Source organism: Akkermansia muciniphila ATCC BAA-835, from assembly GCF_000020225.1.
GTDB lineage: Bacteria > Verrucomicrobiota > Verrucomicrobiia > Verrucomicrobiales > Akkermansiaceae > Akkermansia > Akkermansia muciniphila.
In genome coordinates this window covers 2,522,537-2,543,964 of sequence record NC_010655.1, presented here as the reverse complement: position 1 = coordinate 2,543,964, position 21,428 = coordinate 2,522,537, and the positions used below count along the sequence as shown (strand labels likewise).

The 21,428-nt window shown below is 55.1% G+C and carries 17 protein-coding genes; 2 read left to right on the top strand and 15 right to left on the bottom strand.

Translation table 11 applies throughout. The features are described 5' to 3' along the window. Window positions 1-21: 21 nt before the first annotated feature. The 15 genes from AMUC_RS11160 to AMUC_RS11090 all read right to left on the bottom strand — a co-directional run bounded on the left by AMUC_RS11160 (window position 22) and on the right by AMUC_RS11090 (window position 17,249). Window positions 22-1,596 (bottom strand): hypothetical protein, encoded by a 1,575-nt coding sequence (locus tag AMUC_RS11160; RefSeq protein WP_012421114.1) that lies wholly within the window; start codon window positions 1,594-1,596, stop codon window positions 22-24. Between the two features lie 25 nt (window positions 1,597-1,621). After that, window positions 1,622-2,797, bottom strand: a complete 1,176-nt coding sequence (locus AMUC_RS11155) for a glycosyltransferase (protein WP_012421113.1) — start codon at window positions 2,795-2,797, stop codon at window positions 1,622-1,624. After that, window positions 2,794-3,933, bottom strand: coding sequence for a glycosyltransferase (locus tag AMUC_RS11150; RefSeq protein WP_012421112.1), 1,140 nt, complete (start codon window positions 3,931-3,933; stop codon window positions 2,794-2,796). The genes AMUC_RS11155 and AMUC_RS11150 overlap by 4 nt, the downstream gene beginning before the upstream one ends. Beyond that, window positions 3,933-4,976 (bottom strand): glycosyltransferase, encoded by a 1,044-nt coding sequence (locus AMUC_RS11145; protein ID WP_012421111.1) that lies wholly within the window; start codon window positions 4,974-4,976, stop codon window positions 3,933-3,935. Before AMUC_RS11145 ends, AMUC_RS11150 begins: the two co-directional genes overlap by 1 nt. Window positions 4,977-4,978: 2 nt before the next feature. Then, window positions 4,979-5,809, bottom strand: coding sequence for an alpha-1,2-fucosyltransferase (locus tag AMUC_RS11140; protein WP_012421110.1), 831 nt, complete (start codon window positions 5,807-5,809; stop codon window positions 4,979-4,981). Further along, window positions 5,799-6,938 carry an O-antigen ligase family protein gene (locus AMUC_RS11135; RefSeq protein WP_012421109.1) on the bottom strand — a complete coding sequence of 380 codons (1,140 nt, stop codon included), beginning with the start codon at window positions 6,936-6,938 and terminating at the stop codon, window positions 5,799-5,801. The genes AMUC_RS11140 and AMUC_RS11135 overlap by 11 nt, the downstream gene beginning before the upstream one ends. 40 nt (window positions 6,939-6,978) lie before the next feature. Then, complete coding sequence (locus tag AMUC_RS11130) at window positions 6,979-7,944, bottom strand: hypothetical protein (RefSeq protein ID WP_012421108.1); 966 nt, start codon at window positions 7,942-7,944, stop codon at window positions 6,979-6,981. After that, complete coding sequence (locus AMUC_RS11125; protein WP_012421107.1) at window positions 7,941-9,113, bottom strand: glycosyltransferase; 1,173 nt, start codon at window positions 9,111-9,113, stop codon at window positions 7,941-7,943. Before AMUC_RS11125 ends, AMUC_RS11130 begins: the two co-directional genes overlap by 4 nt. A gap of 33 nt (window positions 9,114-9,146) precedes the next feature. After that, window positions 9,147-10,343: a glycosyltransferase gene (locus AMUC_RS12230; protein WP_081429237.1), complete on the bottom strand. Its 1,197-nt coding sequence runs from the start codon at window positions 10,341-10,343 to the stop codon at window positions 9,147-9,149. After that, window positions 10,322-11,476 (bottom strand): glycosyltransferase, encoded by a 1,155-nt coding sequence (locus AMUC_RS12225; RefSeq protein WP_012421105.1) that lies wholly within the window; start codon window positions 11,474-11,476, stop codon window positions 10,322-10,324. Before AMUC_RS12225 ends, AMUC_RS12230 begins: the two co-directional genes overlap by 22 nt. A gap of 34 nt (window positions 11,477-11,510) precedes the next feature. Beyond that, window positions 11,511-12,287 (bottom strand): glycosyltransferase family 2 protein, encoded by a 777-nt coding sequence (locus AMUC_RS11110; RefSeq protein ID WP_012421104.1) that lies wholly within the window; start codon window positions 12,285-12,287, stop codon window positions 11,511-11,513. Window positions 12,288-12,312: 25 nt separating this feature from the next. Then, window positions 12,313-13,161 carry a sugar transferase gene (locus tag AMUC_RS11105; RefSeq protein ID WP_012421103.1) on the bottom strand — a complete coding sequence of 283 codons (849 nt, stop codon included), beginning with the start codon at window positions 13,159-13,161 and terminating at the stop codon, window positions 12,313-12,315. 38 nt (window positions 13,162-13,199) lie between these two features. Continuing rightward, window positions 13,200-13,871 (bottom strand): CpsB/CapC family capsule biosynthesis tyrosine phosphatase, encoded by a 672-nt coding sequence (locus tag AMUC_RS11100; protein ID WP_012421102.1) that lies wholly within the window; start codon window positions 13,869-13,871, stop codon window positions 13,200-13,202. Window positions 13,872-13,933: 62 nt separating this feature from the next. Further along, window positions 13,934-16,336 carry a GumC family protein gene (locus AMUC_RS11095; RefSeq protein ID WP_012421101.1) on the bottom strand — a complete coding sequence of 801 codons (2,403 nt, stop codon included), beginning with the start codon at window positions 16,334-16,336 and terminating at the stop codon, window positions 13,934-13,936. A gap of 130 nt (window positions 16,337-16,466) precedes the next feature. Further along, window positions 16,467-17,249, bottom strand: a complete 783-nt coding sequence (locus AMUC_RS11090) for a polysaccharide biosynthesis/export family protein (protein WP_012421100.1) — start codon at window positions 17,247-17,249, stop codon at window positions 16,467-16,469. Between the two features lie 938 nt (window positions 17,250-18,187). Between AMUC_RS11090 and AMUC_RS11085 the strand changes: the two genes are divergently transcribed. Further along, on the top strand, window positions 18,188-20,713 hold the full coding sequence (locus AMUC_RS11085; RefSeq protein ID WP_042448431.1) for an FtsK/SpoIIIE family DNA translocase: 2,526 nt from the start codon (window positions 18,188-18,190) through the stop codon (window positions 20,711-20,713). A gap of 19 nt (window positions 20,714-20,732) precedes the next feature. Then, window positions 20,733-21,362, top strand: coding sequence for a hypothetical protein (locus tag AMUC_RS11080; RefSeq protein WP_143245882.1), 630 nt, complete (start codon window positions 20,733-20,735; stop codon window positions 21,360-21,362). Window positions 21,363-21,428: the final 66 nt, after the last annotated feature.

Sequence of the window (21,428 nt, the reverse complement as noted above, 5' to 3'; positions counted from 1 at the left end):
GGGTGAGTGGTGAAAGAGGGGTTATGGCCGGGGTGTGGCGGCTGGTTCCGCGTCTGTTTTTATTCCGGTGGAAAAGGCGGCCAGCGGCCCTTCAGCGGATTGGCCCGCCTTCTGGAAATAGATGTTCCGGAAGGCTCCGCTTTCTCCGGCTCCCCAAAGGGGCGCGTTCCAGGGATGTTCCGGATGGTGGAGATGTCCCTTCCATTCCCGCTGCATGTTGGCGAGCCGCGCAGGCTTCGTCAAGGCGAGTGTGGGTGCGGCCTTGGCGAAGACGGAGAGGCTGGGGAGTGCGGCCAGGAGCAGATAACAGACGCACAGTTTGCGCCACCGGGGCGTTCCCACCCGTTCCACGAAGATGCGGGTGAATAGGAGAGCCAGGCAGAAAAAGCTGACGCTGGATGCCTTGTAGCAGAATTCATTGTAGCCGCCCACGGAACCTATGTAAATGAAGTAGGTGAGCGTGAGAATGACCAGGGCTGACCAGAGCAGGGTGTCTTTTTTGAAGCGGCGGAACAGAAGCGCCGCCGGAACGCCGACCGTCAGCAGCCAGGAGCCGGCCATGGCGCCCCAGAATTTCCAGTTGCCGTACTGGAGCAGGTCAAAGGGGGAGTCCTGCCACGTCAGGCGGATGCGGTTGTTTCCGTTGCTGCTTGTAAAATAGATGCCGGCCAGCAGCACCAGCGCGGCGCCCGCCAGCACCGTCCAGGAGGAGAAGTATTGCCTGACGGGAGTACGGTGGACCAGCGTGCGGACGGCGATGAAGACCAGAAGGCCCAGCGAGCCGATGGGAGAGGCGAGCAGGCACAGGGCGGCCAGGAAGAGCTGGTATTTGGGCGGAATGTTCCAGGAGACCGCCATGGCCAGGAACAGCCACAGCAGCGTGGTGTGATGAAAGGTGTAATGAAGCTGCATGGTGGGGGGCACGCCTCCGAAGAAAGCCAGTACCGTCAGGTAGAGTTCGTGGGCCAGGGGCCCCTGCAAATTGAGCAAATGAAGCCCCCACCTGACGATGCCGTCCAGCGGGCCCTGGAAGATGAGCAGGAGCAGGAAGAGCAGGGTGGCCGAGCGGAATCTGCTCCAGAGGACCGTGAGGGTCAGCGCCAGGCCCAACCCCGTCCAGGCGGTCAGGACATAGTTAATGATGAATATGTCCGAACAGGAGAAACATTTGCACGCCAGAGCCGGTGGCAGCCAGAAGGCGAGGTAGTAAATGAAGTGGCTGTCTCCCGCGTCCACCAGCGGCCAGTCGCAACGGATGAGGGTTTCATAAATGGGGTTGCGGACCACAAAGTCCGCGTGCTGGGAAGTGATTCCCGTCATTCCGCCCGCCAGAAGCCACAGGAGGGAAAGGGCGAGGGCACAGAGGTAAATGGCCAGCTGCCGTCTGGTCAGGTGAAGCGTGGGGGCCGGGATTGTTGCGCTCAGCAGGACGGAGGCCGCGGCTACGGCCGCAGCGGCCGGAATGGAAAACAGGGGCCTGACCCATCCCAGCAGGAAAAGGAGGGTGGGGAGCGCCATATAGGCCACGGTGCAGGATGCGGCAAACCTCCCGCTGATGGTTAATGCGATGTCCGTTTGTTTCCGGGTCTGTTCCATGTAGAGAGAAAGGGGGAAGGCGTGTTCAGGAGGCGTCTGGGAGGAAAGCTTTTTCCCACTGGGGAATGATATGTTCCCGCGTGAATTTCCGGCTTTTGGCTATGGCGTTCCTCGCCATGGCGCGCAGGGCGGCCGGTTCCCGCATCAGCCCTGCGGCCATTTCCGCCATCCGATGCGCCTGGAAACCGCCGGCCGCGGGCAGGATGCAGCCGTCTTTTCCGTGGTCCACCAGGTCATAGGCGGCGGAGAAGCTTCCGTAAACAATGGGGGAGACGCCGAAGGACATAGCTTCCACCATAGCGAGAGGAAGTCCTTCATATTCCGAGGTTAAAAAGAGCAGGGAGGCCTGTTCGTAATACGGGGCAGGATTTTGGAAGCCTTCAAAGGAGACGTGCTTCAGGCGGTGTTCCTCGCAGAATTCCTGAAGGGAGCGTTTTTCCGGCCCGTCACCCACCAGGCGGAGAGTCCAGTCCGGGAAGCAGGGTTCCAGCAGCGCCCACGTTTCCAGCACGCGGGAGACCCGTTTCTGGTTGGGTTCCAGCCGTCCGACAAAAAGAACCTCCTTTTTCTTGAGGCCCGGTTCATAGCGGAATTCCGGGTTTTCCACGGTAATGGGGTTGGGAATCGTCAGAAGTTTTCCGGTGTCTTTCAGTCCGGTGATGTTCCGGAAGGCCTGGTGGAAACTGTCTGAAAGGAGGATGTAACGGTCGCTGTGGGCGTAAACGTAACGCAGGCTGGCCCCGGTAGCCATGGCGCAGCCTTTCAGCAGAAGGCGCAGGGACGCCCTGTTCACCGGGTTTCCCGTCCGGGCCATGCGCATCCTGAGGCCTTCCAGCCGTGCGTTGCAGTCCGGGGCGTTATGGTGGACGGCCAGCAGGCGGCAGGGCAGGCCCCTCATGGCTTTCCGGCACAGCCTGGTGACGTGGAAGGGCAGGCACCACTGGTTGATGATGACGTCAATGCGGCAGGTGGCCAGGATGTCCCGCAGGGCATTCCGGTTGGACCGGCTGGAAACGGGGTAGCTCAGCCGGTGCAGCGTGACCCGTTCGTCCAGCGCTGGGGAGGGCTTTTCCGTTACCTGTTCAAAGGAAACCACATGAACCGCATGGCCCCGGGCGGAGAATTCATTCGCCAAAATGGCGGTGACGGTTTCCACGCCGCCTATGGAAGGGAATTTTCCGAGCAAAAAGAGGATGTTCATGGGAGATAGACAAATTCCGGTTTGGCTTCCTGCCCCAGCAGATACCGGTACAGGCGTTTCATGCGGTCGGCCGCGTGGGGGGCGGCGCAGGTTTCCATGACGAGGGAGCGTCCGCGGTCTCCCATGGCGAGCCTTTCCTGCGGGGAGAGGTTGAAGGCGTTTTCCAGGGCTGCGGCCAGGGAAGAGGAATCGTTGCCGCACCACCAGCCGCACCGGCGGGTGTTCAGCGCTTCCCACGGCGTTCCCCGGCTGGCGATGACGGGCGTTCCCGCCAGCAGGGCCTCCGCAATGCTCATTCCAAAGTTTTCCTGGTGGCTGGGGGCGCACAGGACGTCCAGGGAAGAGAGCATTTCATATTTCCGCCTTCCGGAAACAAAGCCCGTGAAGGAGATATTGGAAATGTTTTCCTCCCGGACCAGTTCTTCCAGCCGGGCCTTGTATTCCGGGTCTCCGTCACCGATGAGCAGAAGCTCCGCGTTCGGGAGGCGCAGCTGACCCCAGGCCGTGATCAGGGCCTCCAGATTTTTGATGGGATGGAGTCTGCCCAGGAATCCGGCCCGGAAGCCCTCGTGCCCGGGGCGCCTGATATCCGCAAGATATTCCGGGATCCGCACCGGATTGGGGATGACGGCCACGGGGTTGGAAAAGCCCATGTCCCTGTAGTATTCCATTTCCTTTTCGCAGGTGACGTGGACGCAGGCGGCTCCGGAGATGTCTTTCCGGTGTCCCAGGGCGAGCATGAGTTTCTTTTTCCAGCCGCCGCGCTCCAGCGCCTGGGGGTACAGCATGCCGTGCAGGGAAACGACGCAGGGGGCATCCGTTTTGCGCGCGTGCGCGCATGTGGCGTGGTTGACGTCCAGCCACAGGCCGTTGGTGTGGTAGAGGCGGTACCGGGAGCCGGCCAGAAAGCGGCGTATGTTCCGGGAGACGGCGAGAGGGGTGCGGGCGTCAAACGGGCAGGCATGGATAAAGCTGTCTTCTCCCACCATCCGTTCTTGTGGGGAGCCGGGCTGGAGGGTGAGGATGTCCGTGGGCATGCCGGAAGCGTTCAGGGCTTTGACCAGGTCATAAGTGCAGGTGCTGGTGCCGCCCGAACGGGAGTCAAGGGACGCGATGGTTTGTAATATGGGAGCCATTAATCTAAAAGGGAGGTGTATGCCTTGAGCTGCGTTTCCACGCGGCTGTTCCAGTTGATGTCCGCGACGCGGCGCGCCATGGTTTCATAATTCTTTTCAACTTCATGAATGGCGTTGCTCAGGCCGTCCGGCGCGGACAGGGAAAAGACGGCGCCCGTTTCCAGAGCGGCAACCATGTCGGCCGCGCTGCCCACCTTGTCGCTGGCGATGACGGGCAGCCCCCGGAAGAGGGCCTCTTCCACGACCAGCCCCCACGGCTCATAGCGGGAGGGGAGGATGAACACGTCATGCCGTCCGTATATTTCCGGGAGTCTGTCGTTGGGAACGTGGCCCAGAAAGCGGATATTATCCTTGGCCATGTTTTTGAGAAGTTCTTTTTGAGGGCCGTCCCCCACGATGGACAGAGGCCGCCCATTGGAGTTGAATTCCCTGATGAGCAGTTCCAGATTCTTTTCCGGCGCGAGACGCCCGACGTAAATGTAGTTCAGGGGAGCGGACGGGGAATGGCGGAGGGCACGGCGGCCTTCCATGTTAAAGATGCCTACGCTGCCCGTGACATGGATGTCTCCCGGATAACGAATATGCTCAAACAGGGCGCGGTGGGGGGAACCGGAAGGCAGCGCCGCGCTCATGCGGCGTATGACGGCTTTTTTAAGCAGGCTTTTCCAGCCGCTCATGCCGGAATCAATGGCTGACGATTCGCAAATGACGGCATTGCGGCGCCTGGGGGAAAAAAAGCTGTATATGTTGTATTCCGGCGCCATCCAGCCGGAGAACAGCACTCTGCGGGCCCGAACCCGGGCCATCAGCTTCAGGAGCCTGAGCAGGACAAGAGCCTTGTTTCTTTTTCCCGCATCTCCCTCATGCAGAAAGAAGTAGTCAAAGCCTCCCTCATTGCCGGAGAGCTGGGTATTGACCGCTTCCGCCCCATAGCCGTAAAGAACCAGGAGAACGGAGTGTTTTTTCGCCAGTTCCTCACAAAGCCTTACTTTGTAAAAGGAAGGCGTATTGGTCAGGTAGATGAAGTCATATTGCTTGTTCATAGTTAAAGCAGCGCCTTGAATTCATCCGGAATGCGGGTGCTGTCCCCCAGAACGGCTTCCGGAACGCTGTTCCGGTATACCCGCTTGAAATGCCTTTTGTTGAACAGGATGGGGCGTTCCCCTATGAACGCTCCCCAGGCGGAGAATGTGGAATCCGAAGCAATGACCCATTTGCACCTGCTGATGGCGTACATATCCGCGTAGGCGTTGCCGTAAAACGCGCGCCTGACGTTGGGGAGGGCCAGCAGTTCCCGAAGCTCTTCGTCCGAGCCGTCGGAAAAGATGAGGAATTGCTGGGACGGCTTGATGGACAGGATTTCCCTGACGAGATTCACGTACCAGAGGATATCCACCCGCATCTCCGGAGAATAGTCTCCCAGCCGCACGTGAATGGCGATGCAGTCCTTCAGGGCTTCCGGACGCACGTTTTCAATGATTTCCTTCCTGGTGATTTTTTCTATGAATTCATGCACCAGATCCATGTGTTCATTGAGGTCGTCAAAGTATTCCCCCATGCCGCGGATTTGCTTCACCTTCCCGGAACCGGGGCGCAATTTTTCCGCAAGCAGCAGTTGGACTTTTTTTAATCCTTTGATTCCCAGCTCATTGAAAATTTTGAAATAAACTCTTTTATCTTTCTCCCGGCGAAGGAATGTCCCCGGGCTGAGTTTGGTCCAGGTGGGGGAAATGTAGCCTGCGTTTTCCCGTCTGCTGAGTATGTAGGCGCGAGCCGCCACAAACATGCAGTTGGCAAGCCCCGGTCCTGATAAACGGAACCAGCCGAAGTCATAATCCGAGAGGACAGGGTAGAAATATGTTTTTTCAGATTCCATGTTTAAGGTCTGTCATGCGTTTTTGCAATACGGCGAAGGAGGTGAACAACAGGGTGGTGACCACCTGGTTGATTCCCCATAGATATGATTCGAAGTTGGCGGCGATTAGAACGGAGATGATGACGAACAGGTGTATCCTGTCATAATCGCAGGCGGATTTGTGGAATTTCCGCCAGACGGAGCAGGTATAATACGCCATGAACGCAAACAGGAAAACAGAGTAGGGAATGCCTATCATTTTCATGATGTCAAGATAGCCGTTGTGGGACCCCAGGCCGCTTACCGCCTTGGCTTTTTCGCTCTGTTCCACGTCAAAGCCGTTTCCCAGGATGGGGGATTCGGCGATCATGATGAGAGTCGCTTTCCGTTCGCCTTCCCGGGAGGATGAGAAATCCATATTTTCCACGGATTCCGTGAACCGGTTCAGGCCGGTGGAAGAGATTCCCGCCATGGGCAGGATGATTTGCCAGGCGAGCACTCCGGCCAGGAGTACTGCCAGAAATTTGGCGTTCAGACCGTATTTGATGACGAAGGTCAAACAGAGGATGCCTATGGAAGCCCGGCTTCCGGAGAGGAAGGTGGCCAGGACGCATAGAAGGATGATGGCGATTTTTTTCTTTGAGCGGTCGGAAGAATCCAGAATCATGGCTCCTGCGCATAATGAGGAGATGGCTCCCAGCCCATTCGCGTTGCAGAATCCCAGGGTGTGGCGGCCCTCAAAAATAACGTCGTTGTGAACAAAACCGAGAAGGATGAGCAGGCTGGTGACTACCGACAGAATCGGCATGAGGCGCTGTAAATAGAATGACAGGTCCTTCTGGACGGAAAGCGCAATCATCAGGCAGCAGACGACCTTGGCAATCAGATAAATTCCCGTTTTCTCATTAAGGTCAAAAATACCGAATGTGAATTGATACAGGATGAAAATGAAGACGAAGGAATAAATGAAAGGAGATGATGAGACCGTCTTCCGGTCAAATACGCGTCCGGAGTTGATCAGCAGCAACAGAGCTCCCAGCCCCAGAAGAAGAAAAGACCCCATGGAGCCAATGCCGTTTAAGAGCATGTGCTGCTGGCCAAGCTGGCAGAGAATGAAGGCGAAAGCCCAGTATTTGCAGAGTGCGGCCATGTCCGGATTCGCTGGTTTTGAGTGAAACTGAAAAAGATTGTTACTGCATATATCCCAGTTGGCGCAATTGTGGAAGGAGACGGGTCATTCTTGTCTCCCATGATGCGTTTTCCCGGGCGGCGGCCAGGTTTTTGTCCGCCAGTTCCTGATAGGTGGCGATGTTGTCCAGAATCTGGGAGAGCCGGTTGCCGATGTCCCCGTCTGTCTGGAGTTCAATGACGGGATTGTACCCCAGCAGATCAACCAGTTCTTTGGGGGCTTGGCCGACGATGAGCGTTCCGGAGAGCATGCATTCCCAGTAGCGCTGCGTCAGCGTTTCCACATCGCCCGCCATTTCCGGGTGGGTTCGGCAGCGAGGATAGCAGATGACGATTTTTGTGGAAGCCAGCCCTTCGCACAGCGAAGGAAAATCCGGAAAGACAAGGCGGCCCGGTTCTTCCGGGTAAAGATAGCTGAGGTGTGGCGCCTCCTGCCGCATTTGAAGGATGGCCTCGTGTACAGGCTGCATCAGGCGCCCGATCTGGAGAATGTCCGTCCGGCGCCCCTCCAGGGCTCCTCCGTCCCTATAGCCGGTGGGGTCTATGCCTTCCGGAACGTGAACCGTGTGAATATGCGGAAGTTTTTCAGCCACGTATTCGCAAACCTGGGATGACGTGCACAACAATGTTTGCACATGGTGGCGTTTCAGGGAAGAGATGAGACGCGGCCAGTACCGGGGCCAGACGTCCCACAGCATGGGCACGATTTCATTGGTATAGCCGAACGGCCACGCGAATGAGTCCGGGTATCCGGCCCCCGGAACCAGCAACGCCTTGCGTGAGCTGGTGAACAGGGGGAAATTCCTTGAGAGTCGGGATTTGGCGATCAGCAGACGCAAATTCCATGGGGCGCGAATTCCCCTGACCGTTTTTCCCCCGCTGGCTGCCCATGCGTCCGCGAACCATTGCATGAAGAATTGGTAATTGCCTTCTTTCCTGATAGGTTCCAGTAATGTTAAATGTTTCATGATTTTACTGCGTTGAACATGTTTTCCCATTCAGAGACAGTCTGCTCCAGATTGAACAGAGGCGCCGCGGCCAGGCCGTTTGCCGCATAGGATGAGAGGTCTGAGGCCGTCATTTCACGCATGGCCCGGCACAGGTCTTCCGGATTGTCCGACTCAAAAAGGATGCCGGCGTGATGTTTTTCCACTATTTCCCGACAGATCGGTATATCCGCCGCCAGAATAGGCAGCCCGCAGCACATGGCTTCCACCTGGACGAGTCCGAAGCCTTCGCAGCGGGAGGGAAAGAGCAGGATGGAATGGCGGGGAAATTCTTCCTCCATATTTCCGCAGGGCCCGTGCAGAATGATTCTGTGGTGCAAACCGTTGGAGGATACATATTCTTCAATCCATCCTTTCAGCGGGCCTTCCCCATAGATGTGGAGATTCCATTCCTGATCCGTTTCAATGAATTTGTGGAACGCGCGGACGGCCAGATCAGTCCCTTTCTGGTGGGAGAGAGCCCCGACGTAAACGAACGTTTTGCTGGTAAGGGTCGATTTTCTGGCCGGGTTCATCGTGTTGGGGTTGTAGATTCGACGGGCGGGGAGATGGTGTTTTTCTCTGAATTCTTTTTCGTCCCCGTCAGACAGGACGATGATTTCATCGAAACGATGGTAATATGCCTTGATGGCTTCCTTCATGTACCGGGAGAAGAAGGAACCCATGTTGGTGAAATAGTTGTCATAGGAAGCATGGGACCACGTCAGTATTCTCATGCTGGGCAGGAGCTTGTTTTTGGTGAGGGCGAGAAGCAGGGAGTCTTCAAAGCCGGAACCGAAAATGACCACATCATATTGATGTTTATTGAGATGGTTCGTCAGCGCCTTTTTGAAGCCTGACGTGTAGCGCGCGGCCGCGTATAGCCGGCAGCCAAGGGCGGAGCTGAACAGAGGGGTTTTGCAGACGAGAATGTCCGCCGCGGAGCGGCGAATTTTCTCATATAAATTCATTTCCCTGCAGTAAATATGAATTTGTTCCCGGTTGATTCCTTGGATGCCTGACGGCGGAAGGTTTTTCAGGGAGTAGAGGCTTACGTCATGTTTGCGTGACAAGGCATCCATCAGGCAGGTCAGAACTCTTGGGACGCCTCCTATTCCGAAATCAGACCATGCGACAAAACAAATTTTCATTTTTACAAATGGTTTGATGAAGTTTTTTTGATTTTACAGAATGGCGGCCCACCTGGCCGCCAGGTTTGAGGAGCTGAAGTTTCTGGATGTGACGAGGCTGTGCCGGCTGAATTTTTCCAGTTCGCCGGGATTGTTGATAAGGGATGTGAGGGCGTTCGAGTAAATTTCTTCCTGAAAGGGGGGAACGAGGATGCCGTTTTCCCCGTGGGAGATAATATCCCGGACGGCAGGGTAGCTGTCAAAGGCAACAGGAACGCACCCGTGCTGCATGGCCTCTACAAGAACAAGGCCGAACCCTTCAAACGTGGAAGTCATGCAGAATACGGAGGCTCTGGAATAGTAAGGCTCCGGATTCTGGAAGCCGTGAAAGGCAATTCGGGAAAGCCCCAGTTTTTGGGCGGAATCCTTAAGCATATCTGCATCCGGTCCGTCGCCCACAATGTCCAGATGCCATTCCGGACATGTTTTTTCCACTTTTTCCCATATGCGCAGAAGCCTGTCCACTCCTTTTGAGGGGTTGTCCAGCCTGCCGACAAACAGGCAGCGCGGTTCTTTTCTCTCTTCCTTGGAGAGAACGGCCGGTTCCACGATATTGGGAATGCAGACGAGCTTGTTCCCGGGGACGGAGGGGCACAGTTTTTTGAATTCTTCAATGCCCCCTTTCGAAAGCGTCACTATCCGGTCATAGTCTGAAGCCAGTTCCCGGAACAGGCTGCGCTGAAGCAAAATTGCCCTGTATTTTTTTAATGCCAGTATAAGCGTATGATAGAAAAATGAACATGCCTTGCCGATGAGGCCGCGTCCGGAGGGCCTCCGGTTGACGGTCCGGTAATGTTTCAGATAGGTATATTGGGAACTGTGCTGTACGGCAATGAGTTTGACGGAAACCCCGTTCATGTGCCCGCGATGCCGGAAGATTCCCCACCGCCCCACAATCCCGCCTTCCGTCTGGTCAATGATGCTCTCAATTTCTCTTTCCCGGATAAGGTTAAGCAGGAAATTCTGTTCTTCCTTCCGGCTGAGGGCTGCGGGAATGAACACGAGATCCGTCGGAGGCACGTATTCTTCCCCCAGCCTGTTTTTGTTTCTGCAGAGGAGCGTTACCCGGTGGCCTTCACCGGCAAGCATGGCGGCCAGCTGATGAGTGGCCCGTTCCATGCCTCCCTGTTTGCCCAGGGATTCATTGGGAAGATAGATGACGATGTTGCTCATGGCTGGTCCTGCAGGCATTCCATCCACAGGGGAATGACCTTTTCCGGGTGATAGTTCGTTAATACTTTGGTGCAGGGCGGGATGTAGGGGCCGCTCATCAGTTCATCCAGTTCCCGCGCGAAGAGGCGCAAGCTGAAGGGCGGGATGAGACGTCCCGTCTCCCGGTTCGGCAGCATGTCTTCAGCAGCGTGGAAACTGTTGAAAACTACAGGAAAACAGCCGTAGGAGAGAGCTTCGTTAATTACCATGGGCATGCCTTCGTGGGTGGAGGTGAGGCAGAGTATTCTGGCCTTGCGGTAATAGGGCGCGGGTTCCTGAACTCCCTCAAAATGGACGTTTTCCAGTTTCAGGCGCGCCGCCATCCGCTCCAGATTGCCGCGTTCCGGGCCGTCCCCCACCAGGTACAGATGCCAGTCCGGATGAAGCGGCTGCACTTTCTTCCAGACATTCAGCAGGCGATCCACCTTTTTGGGAGAGTCCGCCATCCGTCCCACATAAAGAACGGCGTTTTCCTTCCCGGAAAGGTCAGGCTGGACGGGATCATAAGTCAGCAGGTTGGGAATGGCGTACAGCCGGGCCCTTTCCGGGGGGCCCGCCAGCTGGAGGGCGTCTTCCGTATACCGGGGGGAGAGAAAGACCACCTTGTCCGACCCGCGGAACATATCCCTGTATTTCCTCCTCTTGTTGCTGACGGCCGCGTGTTTTTTACAGGGTAGCAGCGCATGGCGCAACAGCGTTTTCATGGTATTGCCCCAGGTGGAGAAATCCTTCCGGAGCAGGCAGGAGAAATAATCCAGCCCTGTGCGGACGTCAAAGGAAATCCAGGAAATGATGGAAGCCCGGATGTCAAGGTGTTCATGGCTGAAGAAAAAGGAGTCATCCTGATTGGCCCCGCAGTTGATGATGCCGTCCGTCTTTTGTGCGGAGCATAGATTTTCCACATATTCCCTGTTTTCCCTGCAGAAGAGCGTGTCCTGCCGCGGAAGGGTGAAATAAGGCAGTCCGCCGGGAGGAACATCCGCCTGTTGGAGAGACAGAAAGGAAATACGGTGGCCGTGCCGCGACAGGGCTTGCGCCAGAAGATATGCCGCCCGTTCCGTTCCTCCCGCATGGGGCAGGATGGGTTGGTCAAAATAGAAAATCAGGTTCATGACGGCGTGACGGAAAGGAATGGGAACAGAAAATTTAACGGGTTTTGAACAGATAAAGGATGGGATTGCGCATACTGCCAGCCTTGGCCAGCAGCCGGGTTACTCCGTAATGCCACGGGTAAGGGATGCCGTTTTTTTTGAATGCCTGCTTGTTCTGGCGCGTATTCCTCAGAATGGCTCTCAAGCCCGCCGTACTGGAGCCTCCGGTGCGCATGAATACCATGTCGCGGTCGATATAGGCGGTGGAAATGCTGTTTTTTTCTATAAAGCGCATCATCAGCTCAAAGTCCGCCGCGCTGCCTATAGCAGGATCAAAGCCGCCGTAACGGGTAAAGCAGTCCTTTTTACAATAGAACGTGGGGTGCGCCGGGTTCCAGCCGCGCTGGAAGGAACCGGGAGTGTACTCCGTTCCGCGCCATGTGCGTACGATTTCCCTTGCTCCGTTGATGTAGTGCAGATTGCCGTGCACAGCGTCCGTCCCATGCCGGGCAAACGCTTCGGCGATGGCTTCCAGCACGTTTCCGTCCTGGTAATAGTCATCCGCATTCAGAAAGCCGATGACATCTCCCGTGGCCATGCCTATCCCCTTGTTCATGGCATCATAAATTCCCTTGTCCGGCTCGGATAGCCATTTCATGCGGCCGGAAAATTGATGACTGTATTTTTCAATCAATTCCACGGTTCCATCCTTGCTGGCCCCGTCCACCACAATGCTTTCCACGTCCGGGTAGGTTTGCCGCAGAATGCTTTCCAGCGTGTCTTGCAGCGTTGCAATGCTGTTATAACAAACCGTAATGACTGAAATTTTCATTTTTGGCGGGGGGAGTGGAGGATTTTTATTGGACGCTTTTCTGACGGCTCCTCATGATAAGCTGGGTATTTGCCCTAAGGCCTTTGGTCGGCAGGTCTTTGGGGGTCAAGGGATGGTCGGGTACGCTCAAGGATGGGACGGGTTCTTTTCGGATACTTCTTAAGATGAGTTGCGTATTTTCTTTTAATCCGTAGGTCATCAAATCCCTGGGCTTCAGTACACGGGCCGGTGTGCTCAGGGCATCCGGTCGCTGTTGAATGCCTTCTCTCTCGACAACCTTGAGGAAGGTGTAAAAAAGGATATTCAGGTCGTACCGAAAGGTCAGGTGGCGTTGGTAGCTCAGGTCATAACATACCCGCTGGCGGAAGGTGAGGTTGTTGCGCCCGCGAATCTGGGCCAGCCCCGTGATGCCCGGGCGCAGGGACATTCTTTTTTTCCGGGTGGAAGGGGTAAAAATGGCCATTTGATCGGGAATCCAGGGGCGTGGGCCGATAAAGCTCATGTCCCCCAGCAGAACGTTGATGAGTTCAGGCAGTTCGTCCAGGGAGGTGCTGCGCAGCAGGGAGCCCAGGACTGTTGTGCGTTCTTCGTCCGGGAGCAGGTTCCCTTCCTTGTCCCTGGTGTCTTTCATGGTTTTGAATTTGATGATATGAAAGGGTTTGAGGCCGTGCCCGATGCGCTTTTGCAGGAAGAAGGGAGATGTCCGCTGGACGATGGCCAGCAGAATAGCCAGAATGGCTAATACCGGAAACAGGCATATAAGGCCGAAGAGTGCACCCGTGAAATCCAGGGCGCGTTTTCCGTAGCGTCTGTAAAAATTATGATTACGATACAGCGGGTTGCTGAAGGGGATATTAGTTATAGGGGCTGACATGGGTGTAGTACGAGAGGTTGTTGATAGGGTAGGCGGAGTTAGTTTTTCAGAGGCATGCGTTTGGCCATGGCGATGTTGTGGCTGTCTGTCCCCCACCATTCGTAAAGTTGACGGGTGTGGAACGTTTGTGCCAGGGCTGCGGCGGATTTGCCGTAAAATCCTTTCAGGGAGCCGACATTGCCCTGATATTTGACGCCTTCCTGCCGGGCCAGTTGGAGGAAATCTTCCTGTTGCAGGAGGCGGCCATAGCGTTCAGGGTGCGCCAGGACAGGGACGTATCCCATGTCCCGAACGGAGCTGATCATGTCCTTCCAGGCGCCGGGAAGGTAGTACTGGGGCAGTTCCACCAGCAGGTGGATTCCGTCGTAGGTCAGGGGAGTGTATCGGCGCAGCTGCTCATGGAACTGGTTGTCCAGCATGTATTCCGCCGCGAGCCGAAGCTGGAATTGTTCTTCCCTGGTGTCGGCAAGCAGCTGGTCGAAACGGCGGCGCAGGAAATCGGGCGTATTATCCGGGTAGCGCGCCATGATATGGGGGGTGCAGTAAGCTCCTTTGAGTCCCATGGCCTTGAGTCGGCGAATGATGCCCAGGCTTTCTTCAAGGCAGGCGGCTCCGTCGTCCACCCCCCATAGAATATGGGTGTGCATGTCCATGCCGTCCGGAAAAAGGCTGGATGTCGCATACCGGGGGGTGAACAGGTTGCCGAACATGATTGCTGCCGAAAAGAGTAAAAAGCAGGGAAGAAAGCCTGGGCTTATGTATGGCCTGCGCCTTATTTATCTTGTTTCCTGCTGGTTTGCTGCGGTTCTTTGGTCCCGTAGCCATACTGGTAGCCGTAGCCATAGCCATAGTAGCTGTAGCTGGCGGACTTGAAGTTGACGCCGTTGATGATGTACGCCATATTGGGCAGTTTTCCCTGATCGGCCAGTTGCTGGATTTGGAGCAGATACCGTTTGTCGATTTTTCCGCTGCGCACGGCGTACAGGGTAATATCGCTCAGGGATGCCAGAATGGCGGTGTCTGCCAGAATGCCGTAGGGCGGAGCGTCGATGATGACGGCATCATACTGTTTTTTCAGGATGCCGAGGATATGGCCCAACAGGGGATGGCTGAGCAGGGTGACCGGATTGGGCACCATGGGGCCGGTGTAAAGGATATCCATGCCGCGGGAGTTTTCTCCCAGGGGGCGAATGATGCCGGTGGTGTCGGTGGTCTGTTGGAGCAGGATGGAAGTGAGTCCTTTGCGTCCGGAACCGCCGAGACGCCGGGTCAGGGAGGATTTGCGGAAATCCCCGTCAATAAGCAGTACTTTTTTGCCGGCATAGGCGAAAGCGGCGGCCAGATTGGCGGAGGTGAAGGTTTTCCCTTCTCCGGGGAGGGTGGAGGTGACCAGAATGACGTGTCCTCCCTGTTCCGGCCTGGGGAGCATGGAATCTACGTTATTGCGCAGAATGTGGAAGCATTCCGCGATGACGGAATGTTCGTCCTGAATGAAAAGCTTGGTGTTTTTGCTTTCTTTTTTGCTCATTTGAGGCAGTTCGGCAATGACCGGCTGCCTGTTTGCAGCGGGGAGGTCATGCTTGTTGTTGACCTTATTGTTCAACATGGCCGCTCCCATGAAGGCCAGGATACTGAGCAGGGCTCCGCCTGCCGTTCCTCCGGCGACGTATTTAATGGTTTTAGGAGAGATAGGGAGGTTGGAGCCATGGGCGGTTTCCAGTACCCGGGCATTGGATTCCGTTACCGCCATGGCCAGGGCGTTTTCCTGTTCCTTGCTCAACAGCATCAGGTACAGTTCTTCCTTAACCTTGTGTTCACGGATAAGCGGAATGATTTCCTGTTCCTTGATGGCAGTTTCCGTCAGGCGTTCAGTCAGGGAATTCCTTTTGTTAATAAGCTGGTTAAGTTTGAGATCCAGATTGCTGCGGTAGTTGGAGAGAGCTTTGTTAGCCGCCGCTCTGGTGGAATTCATCCTGTCCCTCAAGCTCACGGCAATCGGGTTTTGGGAGCCGGCGCTTCCGGCGATTTTCTGATATTCCAGATAAGCCTCATTGTAATGTTCTATCTGCCGGGCGATGCCGGAATCGGGAAGACCGGTTTCTACGGAGATCAGCCCATGTTTGCGTTCGCTTTCCTTGAGATTGTCAGCAAGGGTGGACGCCAGTTTGATTTGGGTTTCAAGATCAAAGATTTCCTTTTCCAGCGCCTGGGAGGTGCTGAAGTCCGCGCTCATGGTTGTGTCCGCATCTTTGACGATGTCACTCTTCGTTTTAAATTCGGTAAGTTTTTTGTCCACGTCGCTCAGGGAGGCTCCAAGTTCTTTTAGTCGATCCCTAATGAAGATTTTCGTTTTAAGGGACGCCTTGTTCCGTTCGTCCTTGGAAATTTGGTTGTAAACCTGGATAAGGTGGTTGAGCGTGTCTTCGGCTTTCTGGGGATTGCTGGATGTCAGAGTCATCTCCAGAAGGCTGGATTCCTTGGAGTCTGGACGGGTAATTGTCAGGCCACGGAGCAGGGCGTTGGCGGTTTCAAGAACGGGAGAGTGTCTTACGATGACGGTTTTTCCGTTCCATGCGTCGGTCATCAGGGAGGTGGGATGGACGGAAATGGTGGCAAAGGGAAGCGTAAGCGGTTTTCCGTAAAAACCTTCCAGCAGGATGAGTTCCCCCTGATCATTGGGATGGCCAAGCATGAAGCGTTTTTCATCCAGCGGCGTGATGTTCAGGGTGCAGGCTCGTTGTTTGTCGATCTGTTCAAAGTGCACCAATAAGGGGGTGGCATGGTAAAGATCAAGCTCCCTGAAGTCTTTTTTTTGCCAATAGGATGTGTTGAGGCTGAGGTCTTCCACCACTTTGTTCATTAATGCGGTGGATTTGAGAACGAGGCTTTCATTGGCCAGATTAGCGGCGTTGGGGTCTATGTTCAATTCCGCCATGATGCGTTCGGAAGAGGCGTCGCTGCCTGTTTTGGCATCGCGCATCAGGACGCTGGCCGTTTTTTGGTAAATATAATTCTGTTTGCCGGCCAGGTAATAGGCCGCCGTGCCTCCGGCGAGAGCTGCCAGAATGATGATGAACCAGTAACGGCGCAGGATCGTCAGCACCGTGTCCAGGGAAAGAGCTGTTTCTTCTGTGTTTTCCGTAACAGGCGGAGTGGGAGCGGTATTATTTGTCATGGAGGAAAGAGGGTGGAATGTTGTGTGGAAATACTGAACCCCTGGGGAAGCGGTCCGATGCAATCGGACCGTCCCTATATTTCCGTTCACAGGTATGATTAAGCCGGACGAGAAAGAGGCGGAATGTCCGTTACAGGCACAGGGCGATCACGGCCAGAGTGACACCAAGCCCGGAGAGACCCCAGCCGTACCATTGAGCAGCGTCGCTGCGCGTGTTGACCTTGCGGTCTGAGGGTGTCACGTAAATGATGTCGTTTTGCTGGATGTAATAATAAGGAGAAGTGAACAAATCCTTGCTGCGCAGGTCGATGCTGGCGATTTGACGGGTTCCGTTGGTTTCCCTGATTAACGTGACGTCCCGGTTGCCGTCAATATTAAGGTCTCCGGCCCGGCTGATGGCCTCAAGAATGGTTACGCGCTGGCCTTCAATAGTGTAGGTTCCGGGAGCATTGACTTCGCCCAGAACGGAAAATTTGAAGTTCATGATCTGAACATTGACGGAGGCATCCCGGATGTAGTCATTGCTCTTGAGAGTCGCGGCAATGTCGGAGGCCAGCTGGGAGCAGGTTTTGCCCGCAGCCTTCATTTTGCCGATGACGGGCAGGACGATGCAGCCCTGGGCATCCACCAGATATCCTTTGGGTTTGTTGCTGGAGGTGCCGCTGGCGGAACCGATTTCAGACATGGCAAAGGGGGCGGTGAGCTCCGGCTGCTTGCTGCTGACCGCGATATAGAGCTGGTCATCCTTCTGGATGGTTGTCTGGTAGTTTGCCTTGATGGTTTCTCTGGAGTTTCCGGAAACATCCTGGATATAGAGGACTTCCTTGGGGCTGACGCAGGAAGGCAGGAGAGCGGCTCCGGCCATGGCCAGGGAGCACAGAATGGCTTTATTGATGAGGTTGTTTGTATTCATTTGGTGAGGAAGGAGGAAACGTTGCTTTTAGGAGGAAAGATGATGCTAAAAACAGGGAAAGAGGCCATTCCGGCTCAAAGGATTTTCTTCCTTGCCCCGGAAGCACCACGGGAATGGCGTGATGCCTTCCATGCTTTCAATCTTCCGGAAGTTTGAAAGAAAAAGGCCGCTCTATGTTCAGTCATCATTTTAAATTTGATGATTTTGATTTTTTTTGTTTGAAATAAGAAAGTATTTGAAAAAGGCAGGTATATTTCCCCTCAGATGAAAAAGCAGGGAAATGATCAGCAATAATAAGGGGAGGCTGTCAAGATTGGTTCCGACAGGTAGGCTGGGGAGAGATTGACTGACGCTCCTGCACATAAGGGCCGTATCTGTTTAACAGATTGTAATTGCTGTATCATGGGAAGAGGTTTCTAATTAGCGGATTTCAAATCCTATTAAAAAAATAGGAATATTGTAGTTTAATATAATTAACTAATTGTTAACAACTTAATAAGATTAAACACATAATTTCTACAAAATTCTCCTCTTATCGTTATATCCATAAATAATAATAAACAGTTTTTTTTAAGGGATTACTATTGACACCGAATTTGAAATCCGCCGGATGTTTCATGAAGCATAAAAAATGTCGAACGATACATTTTTTTGTAATAAAAATTTATGCTAATAATAAATAATCAAATAGATATGAAAAATAAGTATTGAAATTGCTTCGGTTTTATTGATTTGGAGATGCGGGACCAGTATTTTCTCAGGTAGGGAAAGGGCTTTTTTCAGAGATGCTCTCCTAGGGAGGAAAAAGTACATAAAGACCGTATTTCCGAGCCGGAAGTTGGCGCTTTCAGGCTTGCGGGAAGTTGATTCGAGCAATTCCTCTTCTTTCCGGTTTGGCCTTGAGTTTGGGGCGGAGAGTTGCTAGGATAGGAACAGGTATGGCATTGGATATGCAGGAGCATCATGCATTTGAGCATGAAGAGGGGCGTTCCCCTGTTTGGATTGGAATGGTATGGGGCGTCGTGTCTTTGTTGGGGGGGGCGGCTCTTCTGGCTGCTATGCTGACATTTGATGTGCGGGAAATAGGCTGGAGTTATTTAAATGGTTCCGGGCAGGTAATTCCGGGTACCTCCAATGTGCTGGGAACGGTAGGATTGTATGGTGCGGGGATTTTTTATTGGACGCTGGGAGGCATGGCTTGGATGCTGGTTGTTCTGTTGGAGTGGTGGGGGCTTTACCGTCTGCTCCACTATGGAAGACTGCCCCGCAGCGTGGTTTACGGCGGTTTGTTCCTGCTGTTGTTCGGATGCCTGTTTCTGGCAGCCGGGCATGTGCCGGGAAATGAGTGGGTGGCTCGCCACCAGGTCCAGGGGGCCGGGGGGCTGGTGGGTCATTTGCTGGGAACTGGTTTGTTTTTTCCGTTGGCCGGCAGATCCGCTGTGCTGGCGTTTTCCGGGCTGGGCTATTTGCTGGCCTTGGTTTATGCCGCCGGGATGCGTCCCCGGCCGTTTTGCCGGGCCATGCTGCGGGAATGGCGTGCCTGGCGTATGAACAGGAAGGAAAAAAGACTGGCGCGACAGACCGCTCTGCTTGCCAGGGAAGCTGCCCGCGTGAGGGCCAGCATGGAAGATGCCGCTTTGTCCGCTCCCAGACCGGTTAGAAAGGGCCGGGCTTCCGTTCCCCGTCTGCAGCGCACCGGGGACGATCTGGAAAGTTTGTATCATGAAGCAGCGGCGGTTGCTCCGTCCAAGCCGGAGGATTCTGTTCCGCCTCCCAGCGCCCCGCGAACCCAGGGCCGCCTTCCCCTGGCTCCGCGCCCCAGGATTACCGTTGCGGAACCGGCGGAAATGAAGCCCGCGCCCAAAGAACAGCCTTTTTCCAAATTGTCCACTCCGCCCACGGAGGAATTCCGCGAGTATGAGCTGCCTCCATTTGAACTGCTGCATTATGAAGAAAAGCCGGAAGGCCCTACGGCAGAGGACAAGGAAGAAATGCTGGAAATACAGCAGAAGATTATTGATACTCTGACGACATTCCGCGTGGACGTGACGCCTGGGGATATTACCCGAGGCCCGACCATCACCCGTTATGAAGTGTATCCCGCGCGCGGCGTGCGCGTAAATACTTTTGACCAGTATGCGAAGGATATTGCGCTGGCGACCAAGGCGGAAAGCGTGAACATCGTGGCCCCCATTCCGGGCAAGGATACGGTAGGTATTGAAATCGTCAACCGGAAGAAGGTGGCCGTTCCCCTGCGGGAACTTTTGCAGGATCCCGCTTTTTGTTCCCCCAAGAAAAAGATTCCGCTGGCGCTGGGGAAGGACGTGTATGGACGTACCGTGATCGGGGACTTGGCGTCCATGCCGCACCTGTTGGTGGCCGGCGCCACCGGATCCGGAAAATCCGTGTGCATTAACAGCATTATTTCCTCCATGCTCCTGAAATTCCGCCCGGATGAACTGAGGCTTATTCTGGTGGATCCGAAAGTGGTGGAAATGCAGCCTTATTCCAAGCTGCCGCATCTGATTGTTCCGGTGGTGACGGATCCCAAGAAAGTTCCCAATGCCCTGCGTTGGTGCGTGAATGAAATGGAGCACCGCTATCATTGCTTTGCCAAGGTGGGTGTGCGAAACTTTGAAGCTTTCAACAAGCGCCCGCCGGATGTTCCTGCGCAAGAGACGGAGGAACCGGAAGACGGGCAGGTGGATGAAGCTTTGGCGGAATCCATTGCCAGAGACCTGGAATCCCAGGGGGAATGGCCTGTGGAAGAAGATGATGAACTGGATCTGGAGGACGACGGAGTTATTCCTGAACGCTTCCCCTACATCGTCATTATTATTGACGAACTTGCGGACCTGATGCAGACAGTAGGAGCGGACATAGAAACGAATATTGGACGTCTTACCCAAAAGGCCCGTGCCGCAGGCATCCACCTTATTGTGGCGACGCAGACGCCAAGAAGGCAGGTGGTGACGGGGACGATCAAGGCCAATATCCCGACGCGCATCGCTTTCCAGGTGGCGAGCGGTACGGATAGCCGTGTGATTTTGGACAGGCAGGGGGCGGAAAAACTGGTGGGCAAGGGAGACCTTCTGTATTTGCCGCCGGGTTCCGCCCAGGTGGAGCGGGCGCAGGGAGCCTTTATCTCTGACGATGAAGTGGAAGCCCTGGTGGCCCACTGTGCTTCCCAGGCCAAGCAGAAATTCCATGAAGAGGTTCAGAAGTCTCTGGACGAGCCTTCCCGCGGAGGTGCGGACAGTCCGCTGGATGACGCGGAAGAGGAATGCTATGCCAAGTGCCTGGAAGTGGCTGTTGTGGAACGTAAGGTAAGCACCTCTCTGCTGCAGCGGCGTTTGAGCATTGGATACGGCCGTGCAGCGCGCATGATGGATTTGCTGGAATCCCGCGGCATTATTGCCCCGGCGGATAATACCAACCGTCCACGCAAGGTGCTGGTGGAATGAAACGATGAAAAAACTCCCCATGAGACGAATTGTTTCCCTGCCTGTTCTGGCGGCGTTTGTGGTGCTGGGGGCCTCCTGTTCCCAGCAGGTGCAGCAGCCCGTTAAGAAAGCAGCCCCTCCCCCCGTATATGTGGGCAAGGTGGAGCAGGTGTATCCTAATCATCATTATGTGCTGATTGCTCTGGCCGGGAATGTTTATGAACCGGGAACCGTGCTTATCTCCCAATCTCCGGGCCGGGAAGAAAAATGCAGAGTCGCCAACCTGATTGTGACGGAGGAGCGAATGGGGCGTGCGCGCATTCCTGCGGATATCCGCAGCGGCGCTGTGGAGGCGGGGGACCTGGTGTTCCTGTATCGGAACCTGGCTGTTCCGGAAAGTACCGGAAAGATGGATGAGCAGAAGCCGGTCAGCCCTGAACCGGAAACGGATGAAGACAGCAAGGTTGTTGCTCCTCCGATTGCCCCGGACGGCGGCAGGATGGCGGACGGGCTGATGCCTCTGCCCGGGGAGCAGCCTGTTCCGGCCTCTGCGGATCAGGAGCGGATTTCCCGGGAGCGGGAGAAAATACTCCGGGAGTTGGAAAGCGTCCCGGACAGGCTGGAAGAACCGTGGAGCGGGACTTTCTCCGGAAAACCGGTGGAAAGATAACCGGATGCGGAGGTATCCGCCATGTTTCCCAGGGCGGGAAGGAGCTCCTGAAGATGAAGCCGGGTA